Raw genomic sequence first — 18,307 nt, forward strand, 5'->3', positions numbered from 1 at the left:
TTCGCCGGAACACTTCTTCGCTGAGCGCCTCTGCTTTCGTATCTCCTCTCGACATGACTGCACCTCCTGTTGTAGTTTCTATTCTACAACAGGAGGTGCTTTTTTTCACTGTCCGTTTTCTTGGGTACAGTCCAGCTGGCCGGGAAAACTTTATATTTTTTCGCTGTCCTCTTGACGGAGTGCGGTTCAGACTGCTCGGAAATTTTAACTCTTCTTTTGGAAACGCTACATTGGATGAAGTTAAAATACACCATAACTTGCTGCAAATACATCAAGGTCGCCTTCTGTACAAAAAATAGAAATAGCATCCCCTGGATGATCGAATGCTCTTGAACTTAGAACAATATCGTCGATGTATGGAGGGTCCTTGGCTTACACCAAAAGATGACGCATTTGATAGTCGCGCTTATTCTGCCGCAAGAACATTTTGTTTAAACGGGCAGAGAGTCCTTTTCGGTTGGGTTCCAACCAAAGAAAATTGCGATGATACAAAAAATTTTGAATGGGGAGGCACTTTCCTGCCCCATGAAATTTGTCAACGCGACGATGGTTCTTTAGGTGTAAAAATACCGGATACTATTTGGAACTCATTTAGTTCACCTGTTTTTCTTGAGGATCTATTTATTGACAGTTCAGTGAAAAGAAAAGAAGTTATACTATACCAGGAATGTGGTACCACCTATCGATTAGAAGCAAATGTTAAAATTTCTGCTGGAGTTCGTTCGTTCGGCATCCGGTTTTATGAGGACGAAAATACTGGCGAGTCTTGTCAGTATTTTATTTCAGTCCCGGAAAATAAAGTGGTGTTTGAGAGGAATCCTAATTTGCCATGGTTTGCTTGTATGAATATTGGCTTGGAACGGCCGGTGGAACTAACTCCAGAGAAAGAATATAGAATTAGACTGATCGTTGATGATACCATTTCTGTGTTGTATATTGATGACATCGCACTGAGTGTTCGAGTTTATGGCAAGCCTGGCAATTCTTTGGGGTTATTTGTCACAGAAGGAAAAATAAAGATCACAAATATTTCAATTGCCAATATTCAGCCATAAGGACAGTGCTGGGTACTGTCAAGATTTATGCGCAAAAAGGTTTGCAGACTCCGGCTGAATGAAGTCAGCCAGCAATAGGGACGTCGTTCAAATCCGCCTCCAGATGCTTCATATTCATGTGCTTCTTGTTGCCCCACTGCGTTCCAGCCACATGACGCAGCCTTGCACAGACCAGCATCAGCGCAGAGTTCCCATCGGGGAACATTCCCGCCACACGCGTCCTGCGGCGGATCTCACGGTTCAGCCGTTCGATCACATTGTTGGTGCGGATACGCGTCCAGTGCTCGCTGGGAAAATCACAGCAGGTCAGCGTCTCCTCGATGCCGTCCTCAACCTTCTTGGCGGCTTCCTTCAGCTTCATTGTTTTTAACTCGGCAACGACAGCTCTTGCCTTCTCGCAGGAGGCTTTCTTGCTCTCCTGCGCGTGGATCGCCTTAAGCATTTTCGCTGCAATTTTGACCTTTGATTTTGGCACAGCAGAGAAAACATTGCGGTAGAAATGCACGATGCAGCGCTGGTATTTGGCATCTGGGAATACTTCGCCCACGGCCTCCAGCATCCCCATGCACTTGTCGCCGGCGAGGAGCTTTACGCCGTCCAAACCGCGGCCACGGAGCCACTGGAAGAAGCTGACCCAGCTGGCCTTGTCCTCTTTCATCCCCTCGGCAGCGCCCGGAACCTCACGAAACCCGTCCTCATTCACGGCAATTGCCGTCAGAATGGCGACATTTTCGTATTCTCCACCCCAGTTGCGGCGCAGGTAGATGCCGGCTACGTAGACATACGGATACCGTCCGCCCTGCAAAGGCCGGTTCCGCCAGTCATGTAGGCTTTCTTGTTCAGCTCGCTGACGGTGGCAGGCGAGACCTTGCTGCCCCACAGGGCTTCGGTGATGTCTTCCACACGGCGCACGGAAACGCCAGCTAAGTACATCTCAATGAGGGCCTCCTCCACGCTGCTCTCCCGGCGGCGATACCGCTCGATGACGGCCGTCTCGAAGGACACGCCCTTGCGCCGCGGCATATGGAGCGTGACATCGCCGGAGGTCGTGGTGAGGTTCCGGTCATAGTGGCCGCTGCGGAGTCCCTGACGGGCCTCGCTGCGCTCGCAGCGCGCCGCCTGCGTCAGGGACTCCGCCTCCTTTTCCAGCAGCTCGTTCAGGGTTTCTTCCACGCTGCTTCGGACCAATTCCTTGATCTGCCCCCTAACTAGTTCCTCATTTAGCTGTACAATTTTCTTGGACATCGTTTGCTGTCTCCTTTCGAATGTTTGTGTTGTGACTTCATTCTACCAGAGCCTGCAAGCGATGTCTTCTTTTTTGCTCGTTTCAATTTGCGCAAGTTATTGTACATTATCCTTTTCCGGTGCAAGATCTTTTTTGATTGCACAAGCTGATTGCGGATGGCAGGATTTGAAGCTGCGGCCCTCAAATTATGAGCTGCAGAATGCGTTTTCTATCGTGCGGTATCGTTTGAAAAAGTTAGGTAATCAGCCGCTCTTAATTCCACTGTTTAATGGCGTTTGGCCTTTTGTCGTGCAAAATCGTATCGTTGCCTGCTAAATCCGCTTGAAAAAGACAATAAAATTCCGCTTGACTTCATTAAAATTTCGAATTGATAGTACTGCATTTCTCACAGTACAAAATCTCCCCAAAATTCCATCTGCCCAATCGCCTTTCCACTGTACGCCGCCAGCTAATCCTTTCCGTTTGTGCCTCATAGGTGTGGGGCGCGGGATCCTTCGGCATGACGGCGTTTGAGGCAGCGTTCATCGTGCAGCCGCCTTCCTTCCGGGTTGCGAGATTCCCACCTTCACCGTATGTGTAGATAGTTTTGATCTTCTTACACCGTGGTATGGGTAGGGCGGCATACATGTCTCCCTGTCCGCCGTTTTGTTGTCTTGCATATGACTTCCTAACGGATTACAGTGTGATGATTACAGTATCTCCGGCCGCACGGATGCAAACGCCATTCTTGCAAGCCTCTGCTGTACCGTGTGCAATCTTCTGTACACCGTCTACGCCGCGCAGCTGCACCGCCCAGGGCTTTCCGGCATCGCGTCCGGAAACAGAGACCGACATCTGATTTCCGCTACGTACGATTTCCATTTTGACCGCTTCTGCACACGCGGTATCATATACCGTACAACCGCCCTTTTGGCCGTCTGCAAGCGAAAACACCTCATAGGTTATGCCATTCGCATAATCGTAATCCGGTTTCGCATTCACGGAACCACGCGCAATCACCGCACCTGCACGAACCAGCAGTGGCAGATTGAAGTAATCATACTTGCGTGTATACCACTTTCCCCCCTCAAACTGCTCGCCATTGATGTAATTGGTCCACACACCTTCCGGCACATAGAATTCTACCACGCCGTCCTCTCGGAAAATGGGTGCAACCAGCAAACTGTCGCCGAGCATATACTGTCGGTCGAGCATCAGGCAGGTCTGATCCTCGGGAAATTCAAGCATCATAGCACGCATCAGTGGTTCACCGGCAAGGTTGACATTCACAGCACCTGCGAAAAGATACGGCATCAGGCTGCATTTAAGCTTTGTAAAGAAAGAGAGCACTTCACAGGCCTCCTCGTCAAAGCACCACGGCACACGATAAGAGGACATGCCATGCAAGCGACTGTGGGTCGAGAGCATACCGAACGCAGTCCAGCGCTTATAAAGATCCGGTGTGGCGGTACCGACAAATCCGCTGATATCATGCGCCCAGTATCCGAAGCCGGACTGGCAGAAGGAGAGGCCGCCGCGCAGGCTTTCCGCCATGGAAATATAGGTAGCCTCGTTGTCCCCGCCCCAATTGACCGGAAATTGCTGCGTACCGGTTGTGGAAGACCGCGAAAATACGATTGCCTCCCCCTTGCCGCGCTTTTCTTCCAGCATGCCGAAGATGGTCTTGTTATAGAGATACGGATAATAGTTGTGCATTTTTCGGGGGTCAGAACCGTCGAAATAGATAACGTCCGTCGGAATTCTCTCCCCGAAGTCTGTCTTGATACAGTCAACGCCCATATCGATGATCTCGCCGAGGCGGTCTGCATACCATTTGCAGGCCGCCGGGTTGGTAAAATCTACGACCGCCATTCCGGCCATCCAATTGTCACTCTGCCAGACGCTGCCATCCTGCCGCTTAATAAAGTATCCATTCTCCGCGCCCTCTGGAAAGAGACGGGACTGCTGTGCAACATAGGGGTTAATCCAGCAGCAAACTTTTACGCCTTTCTCGTGGATTTTTCGGAGCATCTCCGGCGCATCGCCGAAACGATCCGCCCAGATAAAATCGCAACAGTTAAAGTCGTCCATCCAACGCGCATCAAAATGGAACACGCTCAGCGGGATATCACGGTCAGCCATTCCATTGACGAAATCCATCGTGATCTCTGCACTGGAATCCGGTTCCCAACTAGTCGAGAGCCACAAGCCGAAACTCCACGCGGGCGGAACCGGTGTTCTTCCGGTCAGTGCAGTGTAGTAAGAAAGCACCTTTTTTGGGGAGCCGCCACCAATCACGATGTATTCGAGCTCTTCGCCCTCTACACTGAATTCCACATTTCGAACGCTAGCACTTCCGACTTCAAACTCCACTCTGTCCGGTGTATTGACAAATACGCCGTAACCCTTGTTTGAGAGATAAAATGGAACATTTTTGTATGCCTGATCGGAAGCGGAGCCGCCGTCACGGTTCCAGATATCGATAGACTGCCCATTTTTCACAATTGGAGTAAAATGTTCACCGAAGCCATAAATATACTCCCCGACATCCAGAGACAGTGCCTCCCGCACATATGTTTCTTTTCTGTAGGGGTATGGCGGATTTGCATTGTAGTCACAGCGCTGATCTGCTTCATAATCAACATCCGTCACATAAGCCGTGCCACGATTGCCGGCCCAAGTGAGAGGCTTTCCGTCGTAGTAGAAGTGATACCCGAAATTGCCCTTTTTGCAGAGGACAGCCTGCAGCTTCCCGCTTGTCATCGTGATGGTATCTTCACTGTCCACAATGTCCACCGCAGGTTTATCCAGATCCAAACCAAAATACGGTCCGCGCTTGATGCGTCCGGCATAATGAAGCACCTTCACGGAAATCATATCTGTACGCGGTGCAGAAAACCGAAATGTCAAACAGGAACCCTCCGTAGTGTCGTGCATTCCGCGAATTTCCCGGCAGGGAACCAAGACCTCAATCTCATCACCCTCAATACGGTAACGCCACATGTCATGTGCGCGGTGCAGACTCGTGCCGCTTTTTTTCAGCCAAAGTCCATCTGTGAATTTCATAACCATCCTCCTAAAAATAAAACATTTTAACTTGTCATAACGAAATCACACACAAAAAATTCTGCGTTATTTGTGATTCTCAGCAGACAATTTTGCGCTTTCCGAAAAGCCATGAAAATACGACGTATATTTTAGAAAAAAGCTGCAAAAGCTCCAGAAACACATTTTAATTTTATTCTTTCACCGCACCTGCGGCAAGACCGCTGATAATGTAATTCTGCAGCACTAGGAACAAAATAATAATTGGGACAACAGACGCTGTTGCAAGCGCCATAACGCCAGCCCACTTAATTCCTCCCTTAGGCATGAGGTTGTATATAATAGAGGTCAGCGGTCGAAGCTCCACTTTCGTATTGAAGGTCATGTTATACATAAGATCATTCCAACCGAAGATAAACGCCAGTGCCGCTGCCGTAACGATACCAGATTTCGCAATTGGAAGCATCACACGGATGAAGGCTGTAAACGCATTGCAGCCGTCGATCCGCGCCGCATCGTCAATTCCTTTCGGGAGATTGAGGAAAAACGGACGCGTGATAACTACAACAAAAGGAATGCTGATTGTCGCAATCGCAAGAATCGGAGCCCAATATGTATTGAGAAGTCTAATCTTGCTGAAATTGAGATACAGTGGTGTCAACATCAAAGACGACGGCAGCATCTGCGTCACGAGGAAGAGTATCAAAACAAGCCTGCTGGTTCGCATTTTAAAGCGCGCAAGGCCATATGCGGAGCATACACCAAAAATCATACCAACAACCAAAGAAGCGGACGCAACGATAAAGGTATTCATATAAGCACGTATGATGTTGTTTTCTACCAGATACTGGGAGTAAGCAACACCTGTCCAAACCTTCGGCAGAAGTGTGATCGGCTTCGCAAAAACCTCTGGCTCCGGCTTAAAGGAATTCAGCATGATCCAGAGGATCGGGAACAGCATGATAACCGCAAGCATAACGGAGACAATATTCATAATAATCGGAACAGCACGTTTTTTCACGACTCAAATCTCCTCCTCTTCCTTTTTTATCAGGCCCAGATAGAGCAATGCAACCAGCAGGAGACAGATGAAGAGAATGTTGGCAACCGCCGCGCCCTCACTAAAACGATACTCTGCGAATGCCAGGCGGTATGAATATGTCGAAAGCAGGTGCGTCGAATTGACAGGTCCGCCAAAAGTCATTACCTGTACCAGATCAAACACCTTGAACGTGTAGATGACCCCTAGAATTAAAACGGATATGATCGCCGGTTTGAGCATCGGGAGCGTAATCTTGAAGAACTTCATAATCCCGTTTGCACCGTCGATAGACGCGCTCTCATAGATGTCCTGCGAAATGCCGTTGAGACCGGCAACCAGAAGGATCATGTTAAAGGGAATTCCAACCCAGCAGTTTGTAAAAATCACGGAGAACATTGCCCACGACTCGCTGGTCAGCCAACTCACCGGGGCAACATCAATGACGGAAAGGAGGACGTTGAACAGCCCGCCGTCAGTCTGAAACATAAATTTAAAGATGAACGCCGTAACAGTCATCGGGACAACCCAAACCACCAGCAGGAGCCCGCGCACAGCTTTGGCAGCCGCAAATTTCTGATTGAAGAAGATTGCAAGCAGCAGGCCGATCCCGAATTGGAACAGAATACACCAGAAAGTAAAGGTAAACGTCTGCCCCATAACTTTCAGGAGAATATCGTCGCGGAAGAGGGTGCTATAGTTCTCAAAGCCTACCCACTCCGCATTTCCGCTCTTTACGGTCGTGACATCCATATATTGAAAGCTGATTATAAAATTATATACAATCGGATATCCGATTAAAAGCATCATGTAAATTAAGCCGGGATAAACAAACGCCGCACCAGTCAGCGATTCCCGCCGTTTGGAAAAAATTTTTTTCATCATGCACCTCCGATTCCCATCCGCTTTCTCGGAAGCCGTTTGTTTAAAAAGAGGGCGGGCATCATTTTGCCCGCCCCAGCACTGCATCCTTAAAAGCAGAGCAGAATAAATTCAGGAACTCTCAGTTAGCCCATGATCTGGGCAGCCTTGGCCTGTGCATCCTGCATTGCCTGTGCCGGCTCTTTCGCTCCGGTCAGAACCTCCTGGATTGTACCGCTGATGACGCCGGAGAACTCATTCCATTTCGGATGCGGTCCACGCGGCATTGCATACTGCATGCCTTCGTTGAACACGCCCAGAATCGGATCAGTCGACCAAACATCGCTGTATTCATTTCCATCACTGCGCGGGCAGAACTTTCCGACCGCCGCACAGAACTCCGCAGTATTTTTGCCACTGCACTGTGTGCTCAGGAAAGCCCATCCAAGATCAAGATTTTCACATCCGGTCGTGACTGCAAAGTTTTCACCGCCGAGCACAGAAGCATACTCCTTGTCCTTCGGCAGCAGGCAGACGTTCCAATTCTTATCCGGGGCGTCAGCGTTGAGGGTCGAGATGTTCCACGGTCCGTTAACCTGCATGATCACATTGCCGGACATAAACTGCGTGTTGACATCGCCCTGGCCCCAACTGATCACGTCTTTGGGAATATACCCGTTGTCGACATAATCTTTCCAAAGAGTAATTGCCTTGATTGCACCCTCAGAAGCGAGATCATCAATCGTAGCGCCCGTAGAGAGCAGGAACGGCATGAACTGGAAAGTACCTTCCTCGTTGTTGATTGCGCTTAAAGCAAGCGGATACTTGTCCGGGAATTTCTCTTTGAGCGTTGCGCAAGCAGCGGTCAACTCATCCCAAGTCGTCGGCGGCGTAACGCCAGCCTCCTCAAGCGCGTCCACATCATAAAAAAGCTCAAGGCAGTTGGAATTGTGCGGAAGGCCGTAAACCTTGTCCCCGGATTTGCAGGAGTTGAGCGGGCCCTCATAGAAGTACTGAGATTCCTCCCACGCATTAAAATACTCCGTGACATCTGCGCAGATGCCCATCTCAATGTAAGCGGGCATTTCAGGGTTATCCATCATGCCGATATCCGGCAGGTCACTGGACACTGCACCCATTGTGTACTGCTTAATGAGCTCTTCACGCGGAAACTGGGTAATGCTGACGGTTACGTCGGGATTGGCAGCCATAAATTCCTTGCCAATCTTCGCCATGCCGTTCACCTCTGCGTTAGAGGAGAAGTAATGCCAAACATCAAGCGTTCCGGAAAAATTAGACGCCGATGTACTTTCTCCCTCGCTGGAAGCAGGCTCAGAGCTATCTTCAGAACTGGGCTTACTGCTGCTCTCCGTGCTCTCCGATGCTACAGATGACGTGGATGTAGAGCTTGTGCATCCAGCCAGAACCGACAAGCAGAGCATCAGTGCGAGGACGATGGAAAGAACTCTTTTCATAGCGTGGTTTCCTCCTTTTAAAACAAAAATTTTATGATCGATCCAAATAGGATCGAAGCTTTATATTATTATAATACACAGTAATATTTCAAAATGCAATATATTTATTGCTATTTCGACATATAATCTTGCAATTATTTATGAAATTTCTAATTAATTTTAAACACAATTGTTCCTAATTCGTCATTTTTATGAAAAATCGAGCACAAGCTGCTTTTATATGAAGAATCTGAATCCCATCCGGAAAGATTTTGAGTTGAATTCCAATTAGCAATACGATAAGCAAGGGTGTATCAGCCTTCGCTTTTCCTTTATGATGAAGGGAATCGACTGACGGGATTTCCGATTGGGCCCTATGCCCGCAGCCAAATGTGTCAGCCAGCCTTCATCATTCTGCATTTGATTCAGCAAGCTGGACAAATTACCAGAACAAACAATACCAGCGAATCCTCAAAACAAGGGCATCCAACAGAGCATGCGCCGCAAAGGAAGCTGTATGGACAATACAGGAATTGAAAACGTCTTTGGTCTACTGAAAAGCGAACGTTCTACCTGCAAAAAATCCAGTCTATAGAACCCTTCAGACAAGAACGAATTGCATATTTGAATTCCTGCAAGAACAGACGAAGCAAGGCAAAATTAAAAGGCTTGCCGCCTGCACTTCACAGACAGCAAGCCCTTTCGGCTGCTTAAACAGTTTTCAGCTGAAAATATGGTCTCTCTTTTTGGGCTCCCTTCATTCCGGCCCTGCGGAAGTTTGCCTTTTTGTTTTGGCGGCTCTAAAAACAGGAACATTCTAAACTCAGAGCTTCTTTTCCTGTGAACGGGCTTCTCTGCGCTCCTGCATCAGGGTCTCATAAAGCCGGTCAATCCGCGCTCTGCGCGCATCCGCTTCGGGTTTCTCCTGCGCCGGGATCTCCGGATTTTCCGTTTGACTTTGCTGATTCTGAACGGAAGTCCGTACCTCCGGTTCAGACGGCACCGGTTTCGGCTGTGACCGCTCCGGCTGGATCTTTGCCGGTATCGGTTCTGGTTGCGGAACCGATTCGGGCGGCACGGGTTCTGCGGCCGGTACTTTCGGGCGCGGCGCTTCTTCTGCGGGCTTTACGTCCCTCTGATTTTGAAATTCCGCCGGAACAGAAGGTGCTGCCTTTTCTAAAAGAGAATCCGGCTGCGGTTCCGGAGAAACCGCGCGCTCCGCCGCATTCTCGGGCAACCCATCCGAATATCCGAAAGCAGGATCTAAAACCGGCGCTTCTGCCCCTGTATCGACGTTCCGGGTCAGCGCAATCAGGAACGCAAAAATATAGAGCGCAATACACAGATTGGCAAGGTGTAAAAACATGGAGAAGGAAGATGCAACCGGCATCTGAAGTGCATACATCACACACACCGGAAGCGACGACAACATTGCAAACAAGACCGCCGGGAATCCAAACAGAAAACACCGCCGGACTGCGCGCGCCGGATCCATCCCGGCAAGCAGTTCCGCCTGAAAGAACAGGAACAATAGCGCAAACACCAGCGTCAAAACTTCCAGCGCGTTTTCTGCAACGCTTGCACCCGAAACAGTCGATACAAACTGAATGATCAGATTGTAGCAGTGCCAAAGCGGAATGAGCAGCGCCAAAATCGGAAGCGCCTGAAAGGTGTTGCTGCCGGAACCGAAATTTCCCGCAATTACGAAAAACATCATTGCGGCAACCAGGCCCAGCACCGAAAGCGCTACAGAAAAGGCCGGATGTCCGTCTGTAAAAGTCCCGGAAACACCATGGACACCCAAGACCGCAACTTCATAAATTTCATATATCGATTTCAAAATAATCGCCGCACCGGCTAAAACAGCCGCGACCGTTACCGAAAAGTTTTTCACGGGTCTGTACGATTCGGGGAAATTTTTGCATTTCGCGCTCATAAGAATAAGAAGGAGGAGCACCAAAAGCAGTCCCCCAAACAAGATGCTTTTGGAAAGAAGCCCGTCGGTCAAAAACCCGGTATCCGCCTCTGTCCATAAAATCAGCTGTACGAACCGAAACGGTACAAGCAGGCAAAGTGAAACGGAAAACAAAATCCACAGCCTTTTGATAACGGCATCCCTTACCTTTCCGAAATTGGCACGTATTCTTTACTCTTCGAAAGCGAACGGTATGCCGGACGCATAATCCGTCCGTTTGTGGTGATTTCCTCAATACGGTGCGCACACCATCCCGGTACTCTTGCAATTGCAAACATCGGCGTAAACAGATCGTCCGGGATCCGGAGCATCCGATAAACCAGCCCGGAATAAAAGTCCACGTTCGCACAGATTTCTTTTGTGTTTCCGCGCTCCGCCGCAAAGACCTGCGGAGAGAGCCGCTCCACCAACTCAAACAGGCGGAATTCCCGCTCCATTCCATGCTGCGCCACAATTTTGGAGGCCTGCTCCTTGAGGATGACTGCACGCGGATCCGATTTGGTATATACCGCATGTCCCATTCCATAAATCAGTCCGGAATGGTCCCCGACTTCCCGGCGCAGAATGCGCACGAGATATGCCGCAACTTCGTCCTCGTTTTCCCAATCCTTGACGTTCGCCATGAGGTCATCCATCATCATCATCACGCGATGGTTGGCGCCGCCGTGTTTGGGGCCTTTGAGGCTGCCGATTGCCGCCGAAACCGCCGAATAGGTGTCCGTGCCGGAAGAAGAAAGCACACGGCAGGAAAATGTCGAGTTGTTTCCGCCGCCATGCTCTGCGTGGACAATCAGGCACAAATCCAAAAGACGCGCTTCGTCCTCTGTAAATTTTTTATTGGGCCGGATTGCGTTCAGAATGGACTGTGCAGTCCGATATTCTGGATTAATCGGGTGGAAATACATGCTCTTCTTATCAAAATGCCTGCGTTTGACCTGATACGCATAGGTCATAATGGTCGGCATCCGTGCAATCAGCTGCAAAGACTGCCGGACACAGTTGCTCAGAGAGGTGTCGTCCGGATTGTCATCATAAGAATACAGCGCCAGCACAGAACGCGCGAGCTTATTCATAATATTCTTGGAAGGCGCCTTGATGATCATATCCTCTGCAAAATATTCCGGCAACTCCCGGTACTCGTAAAGCAGATCGCACAGCGTATCCAGTTCTGCCTGCGTGGGAAGTTTTCCAAACAAAAGCAGCCAGACAACCTCTTCAAATCCGAAGTGTCCGTCGGCAAGGCACCCGTTTACAATATCCCGCACATCGATCCCGCGATACGTCAGGCGGCCTTCGTCGGCGATCCGTTCGCCGTCATTGATCAGGTATCCGTGCACATTGCAGATGTTGGTCAAACCGGCCATCACACCGGTTCCGTCAATATTTCGCAGACCGCGCTTAACCTGATATTTATCAAAGAGCTCCGGTTCAATCTGGCTATACTCCGCAACATCATGCGCGAGTCCTTGCGCCAAAAGGTGTTCTTTTCCCGTAAACAGTTCATCCATACGAAAAGCCTCCTATCCAAAAAGAGTATCTCAAATTTTGCATCTGCCCTTTTTGAAAAACGCCTGTGCGGCCCTAGTTCTACACAGACATTCCAAAAACACAGCAATTTTTTGTTATATCGTATTTTTATTCAAATTAGCTTGCATAAATAAAGTTTCATTTGTTCTGCAAACCAACGAAAAAACGCCCTTGTTAATTTATTAATTTTATAACACTGCTCTAGGAAAGTCAAGAAAAAACGCGCAATCACACACAGAAAACAGAAAGGATGATGGAAACATGAAAAGGCGTATAATCTTTCCAATATTCTTGTTGGTATTGCTCATTTTTTTGCCCGCAATGGCCGGCGGACAGCGCCCCGCTTCGGGTGCCGACCCCGCTTCTGAATCCACCTCGGCGCCACCTGCACCGGCGGCGTCCTCCTCTCTGCCAGAGCCGGTTGCATCTGACGCTATGGATTCTGGCGTCTTTCTTCTGCTGGATGATGCCACCGGAGATCTTTTGACGGTCAGTGACCGGGACTTTTTGTATGGCGCGATCGTGACCGAAATGCCGCTGCTATACGAAAAAGAAGCGCTCAAAGCACAGGGGATTGCCGCGTATACCTGCTACAGCAAACTGCGCCAGGAAGCGCGCCAAAACCCGGATGCATCCCTGCACGGCGCCGATTTTTCCGTCAATACTAAAGACTGGTATATTTATACAACCAAAGAGCAAATGCAGGAGCGATGGGGAGAAAACTTTGACGATTATTATGCACGTCTGACCGACGTAGTCGATACCATCTTCGGCAAAACGCTAAAGTCCGACGGCGAACTGATTTCCGCAGTTTATTTTGCTGTTTCCGCCGGCAGCACGGAAGCCTCCGCGGATATTTGGGGCGGAGAACGCAGCTATCTGCAACCGGTCGCAAGTCCTTGGGACGCCTATGCGGCGGGCTATCGGACCAAAGTAAGGCTCACGGAGTCCGACTTTCAAAAAACGTTCCTTTCCGCCTATCCGGATGCGGTTCTGGGCGCCGAAAGTGAGACCTGGGTTCAGGAGATCAAACGTACCGACGCAGGCGCTGTAACAGAAATAACGATTGGCGGCGTAACCCTGACCGGAGGAGAAGTGCGGACGCTTTTTTCTCTGCGCTCTCAAAATTTTACGCTTGCCTTTGACAACGGCATGGCTGTTTTTGATGTTCGCGGATGGGGCCATGGCGTTGGTATGAGTCAGAACGGCGCCAACTACCTCGCCTCTCAGGGAATGGCTTGTGAAGAAATTCTTGCCTGGTACTATCCCGGGACAACGCTTTGCTAAACAGAGAGCCTGTGCCGGATGCAAAAAATCCGATTTGAGCACTACCATTTTCCCCTGCGGTATGATAAAATATAGGAAATCTTGTCGACCATTCAAACCCGCAAAGTTTGATCGCATCAAAACAACTTTGCGCTACATTTTTGACTCAATACGGTTCTGGATCCACCAAACAACAAGGAGGCAAAAACATGCCGCAGGAATTTGGATTCCCGACCTTTTACAGTATCTATTTCCCGGGGAAAGACAATGCCGTTTTGTTTCACGGCCCGCTCTATCAGGCACGCAAACAATTTTTTGAAGAACAGCGGGCGTCCCGGCTTCGCGGTTCCGCCTATATCGCCGGTCTGGAAACAGTCTATGCCGGCGCGCTTGGACGCAAGCGTTTAAAGTGGGAATTGCGATCCGGAAAAATTGCCCTGGAAAAGGCTTACCCGCAAAAAAACGGATATAGTATTGTTGTCCGGAATTTAAACGGCAGCATCCTGTCAAAATCCACATACAGCAATTCCCATATCTGGCTGAAAACCGCTTATTTTTCAGAGGGAAACCCCACCCGACCGATCGCGGTGGTCTCTCCGGCGGAAGAAAGCAACGGCATTCTTCTGACGGAATATGACCGCACCCGCAGAGGGTATCAAAAGGGACCGCTGTATGCCTGTCCGACTGAAATGGGCACCCGTATCAACAGCTATCTGAACGCGGTCGTCGGGGAACCGTGTTTCTATGCCAATTACGGCGGAATCGATTACTGCTATTACCGCGAGGAACTGGCTGCAGAAAAACGGAAGGTTTTGCTCGCAGAAATTCTAGAAGGAAAGGTCGATGCCATCCCGGCCTGGGAACCGGAGCCTGCCGCTGCACTGCCTGTTTCCGGATGGGACGTCAGCGAAGAAGCATCTTCGGTAGATATTGATAAAGAATATCAATACCGCGGCGCGCTGAACAAAGCCGGAGAACGGCACGGACGCGGACGCACGGAACAGCGCAACGGAATGACCGCTTATGAAGGGGAATATCGGGACGGTGTCCGCGACGGCTACGGCGCCTATTACTATAAGGATGGACAACCCTGCTATATCGGGCAATGGAAAAACGGCAAAAAAGAAGGCACCGGCGTCTCCTTCCGGCGCGAAACCGGCGGCATTCACGTTGGAAATTGGAACGCAGGAATGCCGCAGGGGCCCAGCGCCGTGTTTGGCGGAGACGGCCTGCTCCATAGCTTTGGCGTATCCGAAAACGGCGTTCATCGAACATTGGAAGTCCGCTGGTTCCCGGAAGATCACACGGTACTGATCGGAAAGCTTTCCGGCGATCCGGTTTCCGGTTTCGGCACGCTTTTCAGTGCAGACGGCCGGCCTCTGTATAGCGGCCATTTCCGAAACGGTAAACGCGAAGGCGCCGGCGTTTCCTTTGACAGTACCGGCGAGCCGATTTTCTCTGGAGAGTGGAAAGACGGAAAGCCCTTTAACGGAACTGTACAAGAACGGTAAGCGCGGCGCCTTGGTCAAACTGGACGCCTTGACCGTATCTAGATCGGTAACGGCGTATTTTTTGAATTTGCCAGATAAACCACAATTTTTCAGGAGGTTCTTTATGCAAGCATCCGGTTCTGTCTCTTCTCGGGTATTCCGCTATGATAATTTGAAATTTTTTCTCATTCTCCTAGTCGTTACCGGACATTTTATCGATCCGTTCGACGAACAATCCAAAGTTTTTCAGAGCCTGTTTCTGTTTATTTATTCGTTTCATATGCCGCTCTTTCTCTTTGTCTCCGGGCTTTTTACACGAACAGACACCTTCAGCGCAAGAAAGATCTTTCTATATCTTCTCCTTGGTTATGCGCTGAAAGCCGCGATTTTTCTCATCAGACGCCTATTCGGAAGGCATCCCCCATTTGAATTGTTTGCAGATTCAAGCGTTCCTTGGTATCTATTTGTACTCGCAGCTTTTCTCGGTCTTGCGTGGCTGCTTCGTTCTATAAATCCGCGCATTTTGCTTCCATTCTGCATTCTATTTGCCTGCTTTGCCGGTTATGATATTTTGGTCTCCGACTTCTTTTATCTTTCAAGAATCCTCGTCTTTTTCCCTTATTTTCTTGCGGGATACTTTTTTACGCCGGAACGGCTCGAGACATTCCTACAGAACAAACTTCTAAGAATACCGGCTTTCATTTTGGTGTTTAGCTTTCTGCTGCTATGCTTTTTCAAGCGGGAGCTTGTCTATCCATTACGCGGACTGTTTTCCGGACGACTTCCTTATGCCAAAATAGCCTTGCCTGGTTGCAGCTTTTTTCACCGTCTTCTCTGTTATAGCATTTCCACCGTTATGGGGGCTTCCATCTTAATTTTGACACCAACTTGTATGATTCCCATCATCAGTCAATTTGGAACGCGGACACTTCAGGTTTATTTTCTGCATAAGCCGTTGTTCTATGTACTCATTTATCTAAATCTGGTGCCATGGCTGGAAAACACTTTAGGGCCAACTTTTTGGAAACCTGCGCTGCTGCTGATTGCAGTCGCCTCTGCAGTTTTGTTGTCGCTAAAAATATTTTCACGACCGTTTGATGCCGTTTTACGTTTCGGGCGAAAGCCTGCCACTCCATTGGAAGTGTAAAAAACAATTTGCAACTATTATCAAGGCCGCCGGTACAAACGCCGGCGGCCTTGACTCTTTTTTCGCTTTGGATTATCCTTTAAACATTGTTTCCATGTTGCCGACAAAATCACCCATTGCGTGCAGCGCTTTGTTGGCATTTTTCTTCAGATGTTTTTTGTCCTTCATCATCTGTGTTCCGATGGCTGTCGCGGCTGCGCCGGCAAGCACGCCAATGCAGACGCCTTTGGTCATCGTCATACTGCGTTTATACATCTCATACATCCTCCATAAAAGATTCATCAGCTGAATGACTCTCTGCATTCCGTCCATTAGCATTTCCTTTCCTTTCGCGAATATTCTTTTTTCTCCGAACCAACATTAAAGGAGGCGGGCAGATCCGTGCTTTGGTGCGCGGATCCAAAAAACATGGCTGTTTTAAACATTGTGATGGTAGAACCGGAAATTCCACAAAACACCGGCAATGTTGCACGAACCTGTGCCGCAACCGGCGCACGGCTGCATCTTGTCGGTCCGATGGGATTTACAATCGACGACCGAAAACTAAAGCGTGCGGGTCTGGATTACTGGCATCTTCTGGACATCACCTATTATGAAAATCTCGCGGATTTCTTTGCAAAAAACAGCGGGAACTTTTTCTATTTTTCCACAAAAGCGCCGCATATACACTCAGAAGTCTCTTATCCGGACGGCTGCTACCTGGTTTTCGGAAAAGAGACCGCCGGGCTGCCGGAAGCGCTCCTACATGAAAACCCGGACCGCTGCGTACGAATTCCTATGATCTCGGATGCGCGCAGCCTGAACCTTTCCAATTCTGTCGCAATCGGCGTCTATGAGGCGCTTCGGCAATGGCACTACCCGGCGCTGCAGTGCGAGGGAAAACTTCGGGAATTTAGCTGGTAATATTTTGCTTCCACCGCTTGCAACTGCGCCTATTTGGGGGTATAATAAACGGTGGAATTGATTTGTTTTTTCAACATTTTCAAAGAGACAGGAGTGCATTGAACGTGAATTACCTGAACAAAAAAAGTGTCGAGGATATCGACGTCAGCGGAAAGCGCGTACTGGTACGCTGCGATTTTAACGTTCCCTTTGATTCAGAGGGCAACATTTCCGACCCGAAGCGCATCAATGAAGCGCTGAAAACCATCCGGTACCTGGTGGATCATCATGCCCGTGTCATTCTTTGCTCGCATCTTGGCCGCCCGAAGGATGGCTTTGACATGAAGTTCTCCATGAAGCCGGTCGCCGACTATCTCTCCAAGGCACTTGGCCAGGAAGTCAAGATGGCCAAGGATGTCATCGGCGAAAGCGCAAAGAGCATTGCCGCTTCCTTGAAAGACGGCGAAGTCGAGCTGCTCGAAAACGTCCGCTTCCACAAAGAAGAAAAGAAAAATGATCCGGCATTCGCCAAAGAGCTCGCTTCCATGGCGGAAATCTACGTCAACGACGCATTTGGCACTGCACACCGTGCCCATGCTTCCACTGCCGGCGTTGCCGATTACCTCTCCCCCGCTGTTTGCGGATTTCTGATTCAAAAAGAAATTTCCGTGATGGGCGGCGCACTTGCCAACCCGAAGCGTCCGTTTGTGGCCATTCTCGGCGGTGCAAAGGTTTCCGATAAGATCGGCGTCATCAGCAACCTGCTCGATAAGGTGGACACGCTCATCATCGGCGGCGGCATGGCTTATACGTTCCTCAAAGCGCTCGGTTATTCCATCGGCGCTTCTCTGTGCGAAAACGACAAGGTTGAACTTGCAAAAGATATGATGGCACAGGCGAAAGCAAAGGGCGTCAACTTCCTCATTCCGCAGGATAACGTCGTTGCAGACCGTTATGCAGAGGATGCTGCGCATCAGATCGCCGCTTCCGATCAAATCCCGGACGGCTGGATGGGTCTCGACATTGGACCGAAAACCCAGGAACTCTTTGCAGACGCGATCCGCGGCGCTGGCACCGTGGTCTGGAACGGACCGATGGGCGTTTCCGAATGGCCGAATTTTGCAAACGGCACCATCGCAGTTGCAAAGGCTGTTGCTGAGAGCGGCGCAATCTCCATCATCGGCGGCGGTGATTCCGCTGCGGCTGTCGTAAAGCTCGGATTTGCCGACAAGATGACGCACATCTCCACCGGCGGCGGCGCTTCCCTCGAGTTTCTGGAGGGCAAAGAGCTTCCGGGTATCGCCTGCCTCAACGACAAGGACTAATTTTTCCAATGACCGG

Annotated in this window: 13 protein-coding genes and 1 pseudogene; 6 read left to right on the top strand and 8 right to left on the bottom strand. The window is 49.7% G+C overall.

Going from position 1 to position 18,307, the window contains the following annotated elements:
* Positions 1 to 323: 323 nt before the first annotated feature.
* A complete protein-coding gene (locus tag IAG03_RS12220) occupies positions 324 to 1,055 on the top strand; it encodes a GH32 C-terminal domain-containing protein (protein WP_249320315.1) in 732 nt (243 codons plus the stop codon).
* Between the two features lie 64 nt (positions 1,056 to 1,119).
* Here the strand turns inward: IAG03_RS12220 and IAG03_RS12225 are convergent.
* The 7 genes and pseudogenes from IAG03_RS12225 to IAG03_RS12255 form a co-directional block, all read right to left on the bottom strand.
* Positions 1,120 to 2,300, bottom strand: a pseudogene (locus tag IAG03_RS12225) (IS256 family transposase).
* Positions 2,301 to 2,976: 676 nt separating this feature from the next.
* The gene (gene yicI, locus IAG03_RS12230) at positions 2,977 to 5,346 is read right to left on the bottom strand and encodes an alpha-xylosidase (protein WP_249320316.1); all 2,370 of its coding nucleotides are present in this window, start codon (positions 5,344 to 5,346) and stop codon (positions 2,977 to 2,979) included.
* Between the two features lie 172 nt (positions 5,347 to 5,518).
* A complete protein-coding gene (locus tag IAG03_RS12235) occupies positions 5,519 to 6,346 on the bottom strand; it encodes an ABC transporter permease subunit (RefSeq protein WP_249320317.1) in 828 nt (275 codons plus the stop codon).
* A gap of 3 nt (positions 6,347 to 6,349) precedes the next feature.
* Positions 6,350 to 7,246 (bottom strand): carbohydrate ABC transporter permease, encoded by an 897-nt coding sequence (locus IAG03_RS12240; RefSeq protein WP_249320318.1) that lies wholly within the window; start codon positions 7,244 to 7,246, stop codon positions 6,350 to 6,352.
* Between the two features lie 125 nt (positions 7,247 to 7,371).
* Complete coding sequence (locus IAG03_RS12245) at positions 7,372 to 8,700, bottom strand: ABC transporter substrate-binding protein (RefSeq protein WP_249320319.1); 1,329 nt, start codon at positions 8,698 to 8,700, stop codon at positions 7,372 to 7,374.
* An 802-nt stretch (positions 8,701 to 9,502) separates the two neighbouring features.
* Positions 9,503 to 10,768: a hypothetical protein gene (locus IAG03_RS12250; protein WP_249320320.1), complete on the bottom strand. Its 1,266-nt coding sequence runs from the start codon at positions 10,766 to 10,768 to the stop codon at positions 9,503 to 9,505.
* 29 nt (positions 10,769 to 10,797) lie between these two features.
* Complete coding sequence (locus tag IAG03_RS12255) at positions 10,798 to 12,162, bottom strand: citrate/2-methylcitrate synthase (protein ID WP_249320321.1); 1,365 nt, start codon at positions 12,160 to 12,162, stop codon at positions 10,798 to 10,800.
* A 280-nt stretch (positions 12,163 to 12,442) separates the two neighbouring features.
* On the opposite strand from IAG03_RS12255, the gene spoIID reads away from it, so the two are divergent.
* The 3 genes from spoIID to IAG03_RS12270 all read left to right on the top strand — a co-directional run bounded on the left by spoIID (position 12,443) and on the right by IAG03_RS12270 (position 16,084).
* Positions 12,443 to 13,468 carry a stage II sporulation protein D gene (gene spoIID / locus IAG03_RS12260; protein WP_249320322.1) on the top strand — a complete coding sequence of 342 codons (1,026 nt, stop codon included), beginning with the start codon at positions 12,443 to 12,445 and terminating at the stop codon, positions 13,466 to 13,468.
* A gap of 188 nt (positions 13,469 to 13,656) precedes the next feature.
* Complete coding sequence (locus IAG03_RS12265) at positions 13,657 to 14,958, top strand: MORN repeat-containing protein (protein ID WP_249320323.1); 1,302 nt, start codon at positions 13,657 to 13,659, stop codon at positions 14,956 to 14,958.
* Positions 14,959 to 15,061: 103 nt separating this feature from the next.
* Positions 15,062 to 16,084: an acyltransferase family protein gene (locus IAG03_RS12270; protein ID WP_249320324.1), complete on the top strand. Its 1,023-nt coding sequence runs from the start codon at positions 15,062 to 15,064 to the stop codon at positions 16,082 to 16,084.
* A gap of 72 nt (positions 16,085 to 16,156) precedes the next feature.
* Here IAG03_RS12270 and IAG03_RS12275 read toward each other — a convergent pair whose 3' ends face one another.
* A complete protein-coding gene (locus IAG03_RS12275) occupies positions 16,157 to 16,387 on the bottom strand; it encodes a hypothetical protein (protein ID WP_249320325.1) in 231 nt (76 codons plus the stop codon).
* Between the two features lie 105 nt (positions 16,388 to 16,492).
* On the opposite strand from IAG03_RS12275, the gene trmL reads away from it, so the two are divergent.
* Both trmL and IAG03_RS12285 read left to right on the top strand, forming a co-directional pair.
* Entirely contained in the window at positions 16,493 to 16,987 is a 495-nt protein-coding gene (gene trmL, locus IAG03_RS12280) for a tRNA (uridine(34)/cytosine(34)/5-carboxymethylaminomethyluridine(34)-2'-O)-methyltransferase TrmL (RefSeq protein WP_249320326.1), read from the top strand.
* A 104-nt stretch (positions 16,988 to 17,091) separates the two neighbouring features.
* Positions 17,092 to 18,291: a phosphoglycerate kinase gene (locus IAG03_RS12285; protein ID WP_346726145.1), complete on the top strand. Its 1,200-nt coding sequence runs from the start codon at positions 17,092 to 17,094 to the stop codon at positions 18,289 to 18,291.
* Positions 18,292 to 18,307: the final 16 nt, after the last annotated feature.

Source organism: Yeguia hominis (assembly GCF_014384705.1).
GTDB lineage: Bacteria > Bacillota > Clostridia > Oscillospirales > Acutalibacteraceae > Yeguia > Yeguia hominis.

What these genes read in the sequence shown, in the direction of transcription:
- IAG03_RS12240 (WP_249320318.1), bottom strand. Translation starts at nt 7,246, where the DNA reads ATGAAAAAAATTTTTTCCAAACGGCGGGAATCGCTGACTGGTGCGGCG.
- IAG03_RS12265 (WP_249320323.1), top strand. Translation starts at nt 13,657, where the DNA reads ATGCCGCAGGAATTTGGATTCCCGACCTTTTACAGTATCTATTTCCCG.
- spoIID (WP_249320322.1), top strand. Translation starts at nt 12,443, where the DNA reads ATGAAAAGGCGTATAATCTTTCCAATATTCTTGTTGGTATTGCTCATT.
- IAG03_RS12255 (WP_249320321.1), bottom strand. Translation starts at nt 12,162, where the DNA reads ATGGATGAACTGTTTACGGGAAAAGAACACCTTTTGGCGCAAGGACTC.
- IAG03_RS12220 (WP_249320315.1), top strand. Translation starts at nt 324, where the DNA reads ATGCTCTTGAACTTAGAACAATATCGTCGATGTATGGAGGGTCCTTGG.
- IAG03_RS12270 (WP_249320324.1), top strand. Translation starts at nt 15,062, where the DNA reads ATGCAAGCATCCGGTTCTGTCTCTTCTCGGGTATTCCGCTATGATAAT.
- yicI (WP_249320316.1), bottom strand. Translation starts at nt 5,346, where the DNA reads ATGAAATTCACAGATGGACTTTGGCTGAAAAAAAGCGGCACGAGTCTG.
- trmL (WP_249320326.1), top strand. Translation starts at nt 16,493, where the DNA reads ATGGCTGTTTTAAACATTGTGATGGTAGAACCGGAAATTCCACAAAAC.
- IAG03_RS12275 (WP_249320325.1), bottom strand. Translation starts at nt 16,387, where the DNA reads ATGCAGAGAGTCATTCAGCTGATGAATCTTTTATGGAGGATGTATGAG.
- IAG03_RS12245 (WP_249320319.1), bottom strand. Translation starts at nt 8,700, where the DNA reads ATGAAAAGAGTTCTTTCCATCGTCCTCGCACTGATGCTCTGCTTGTCG.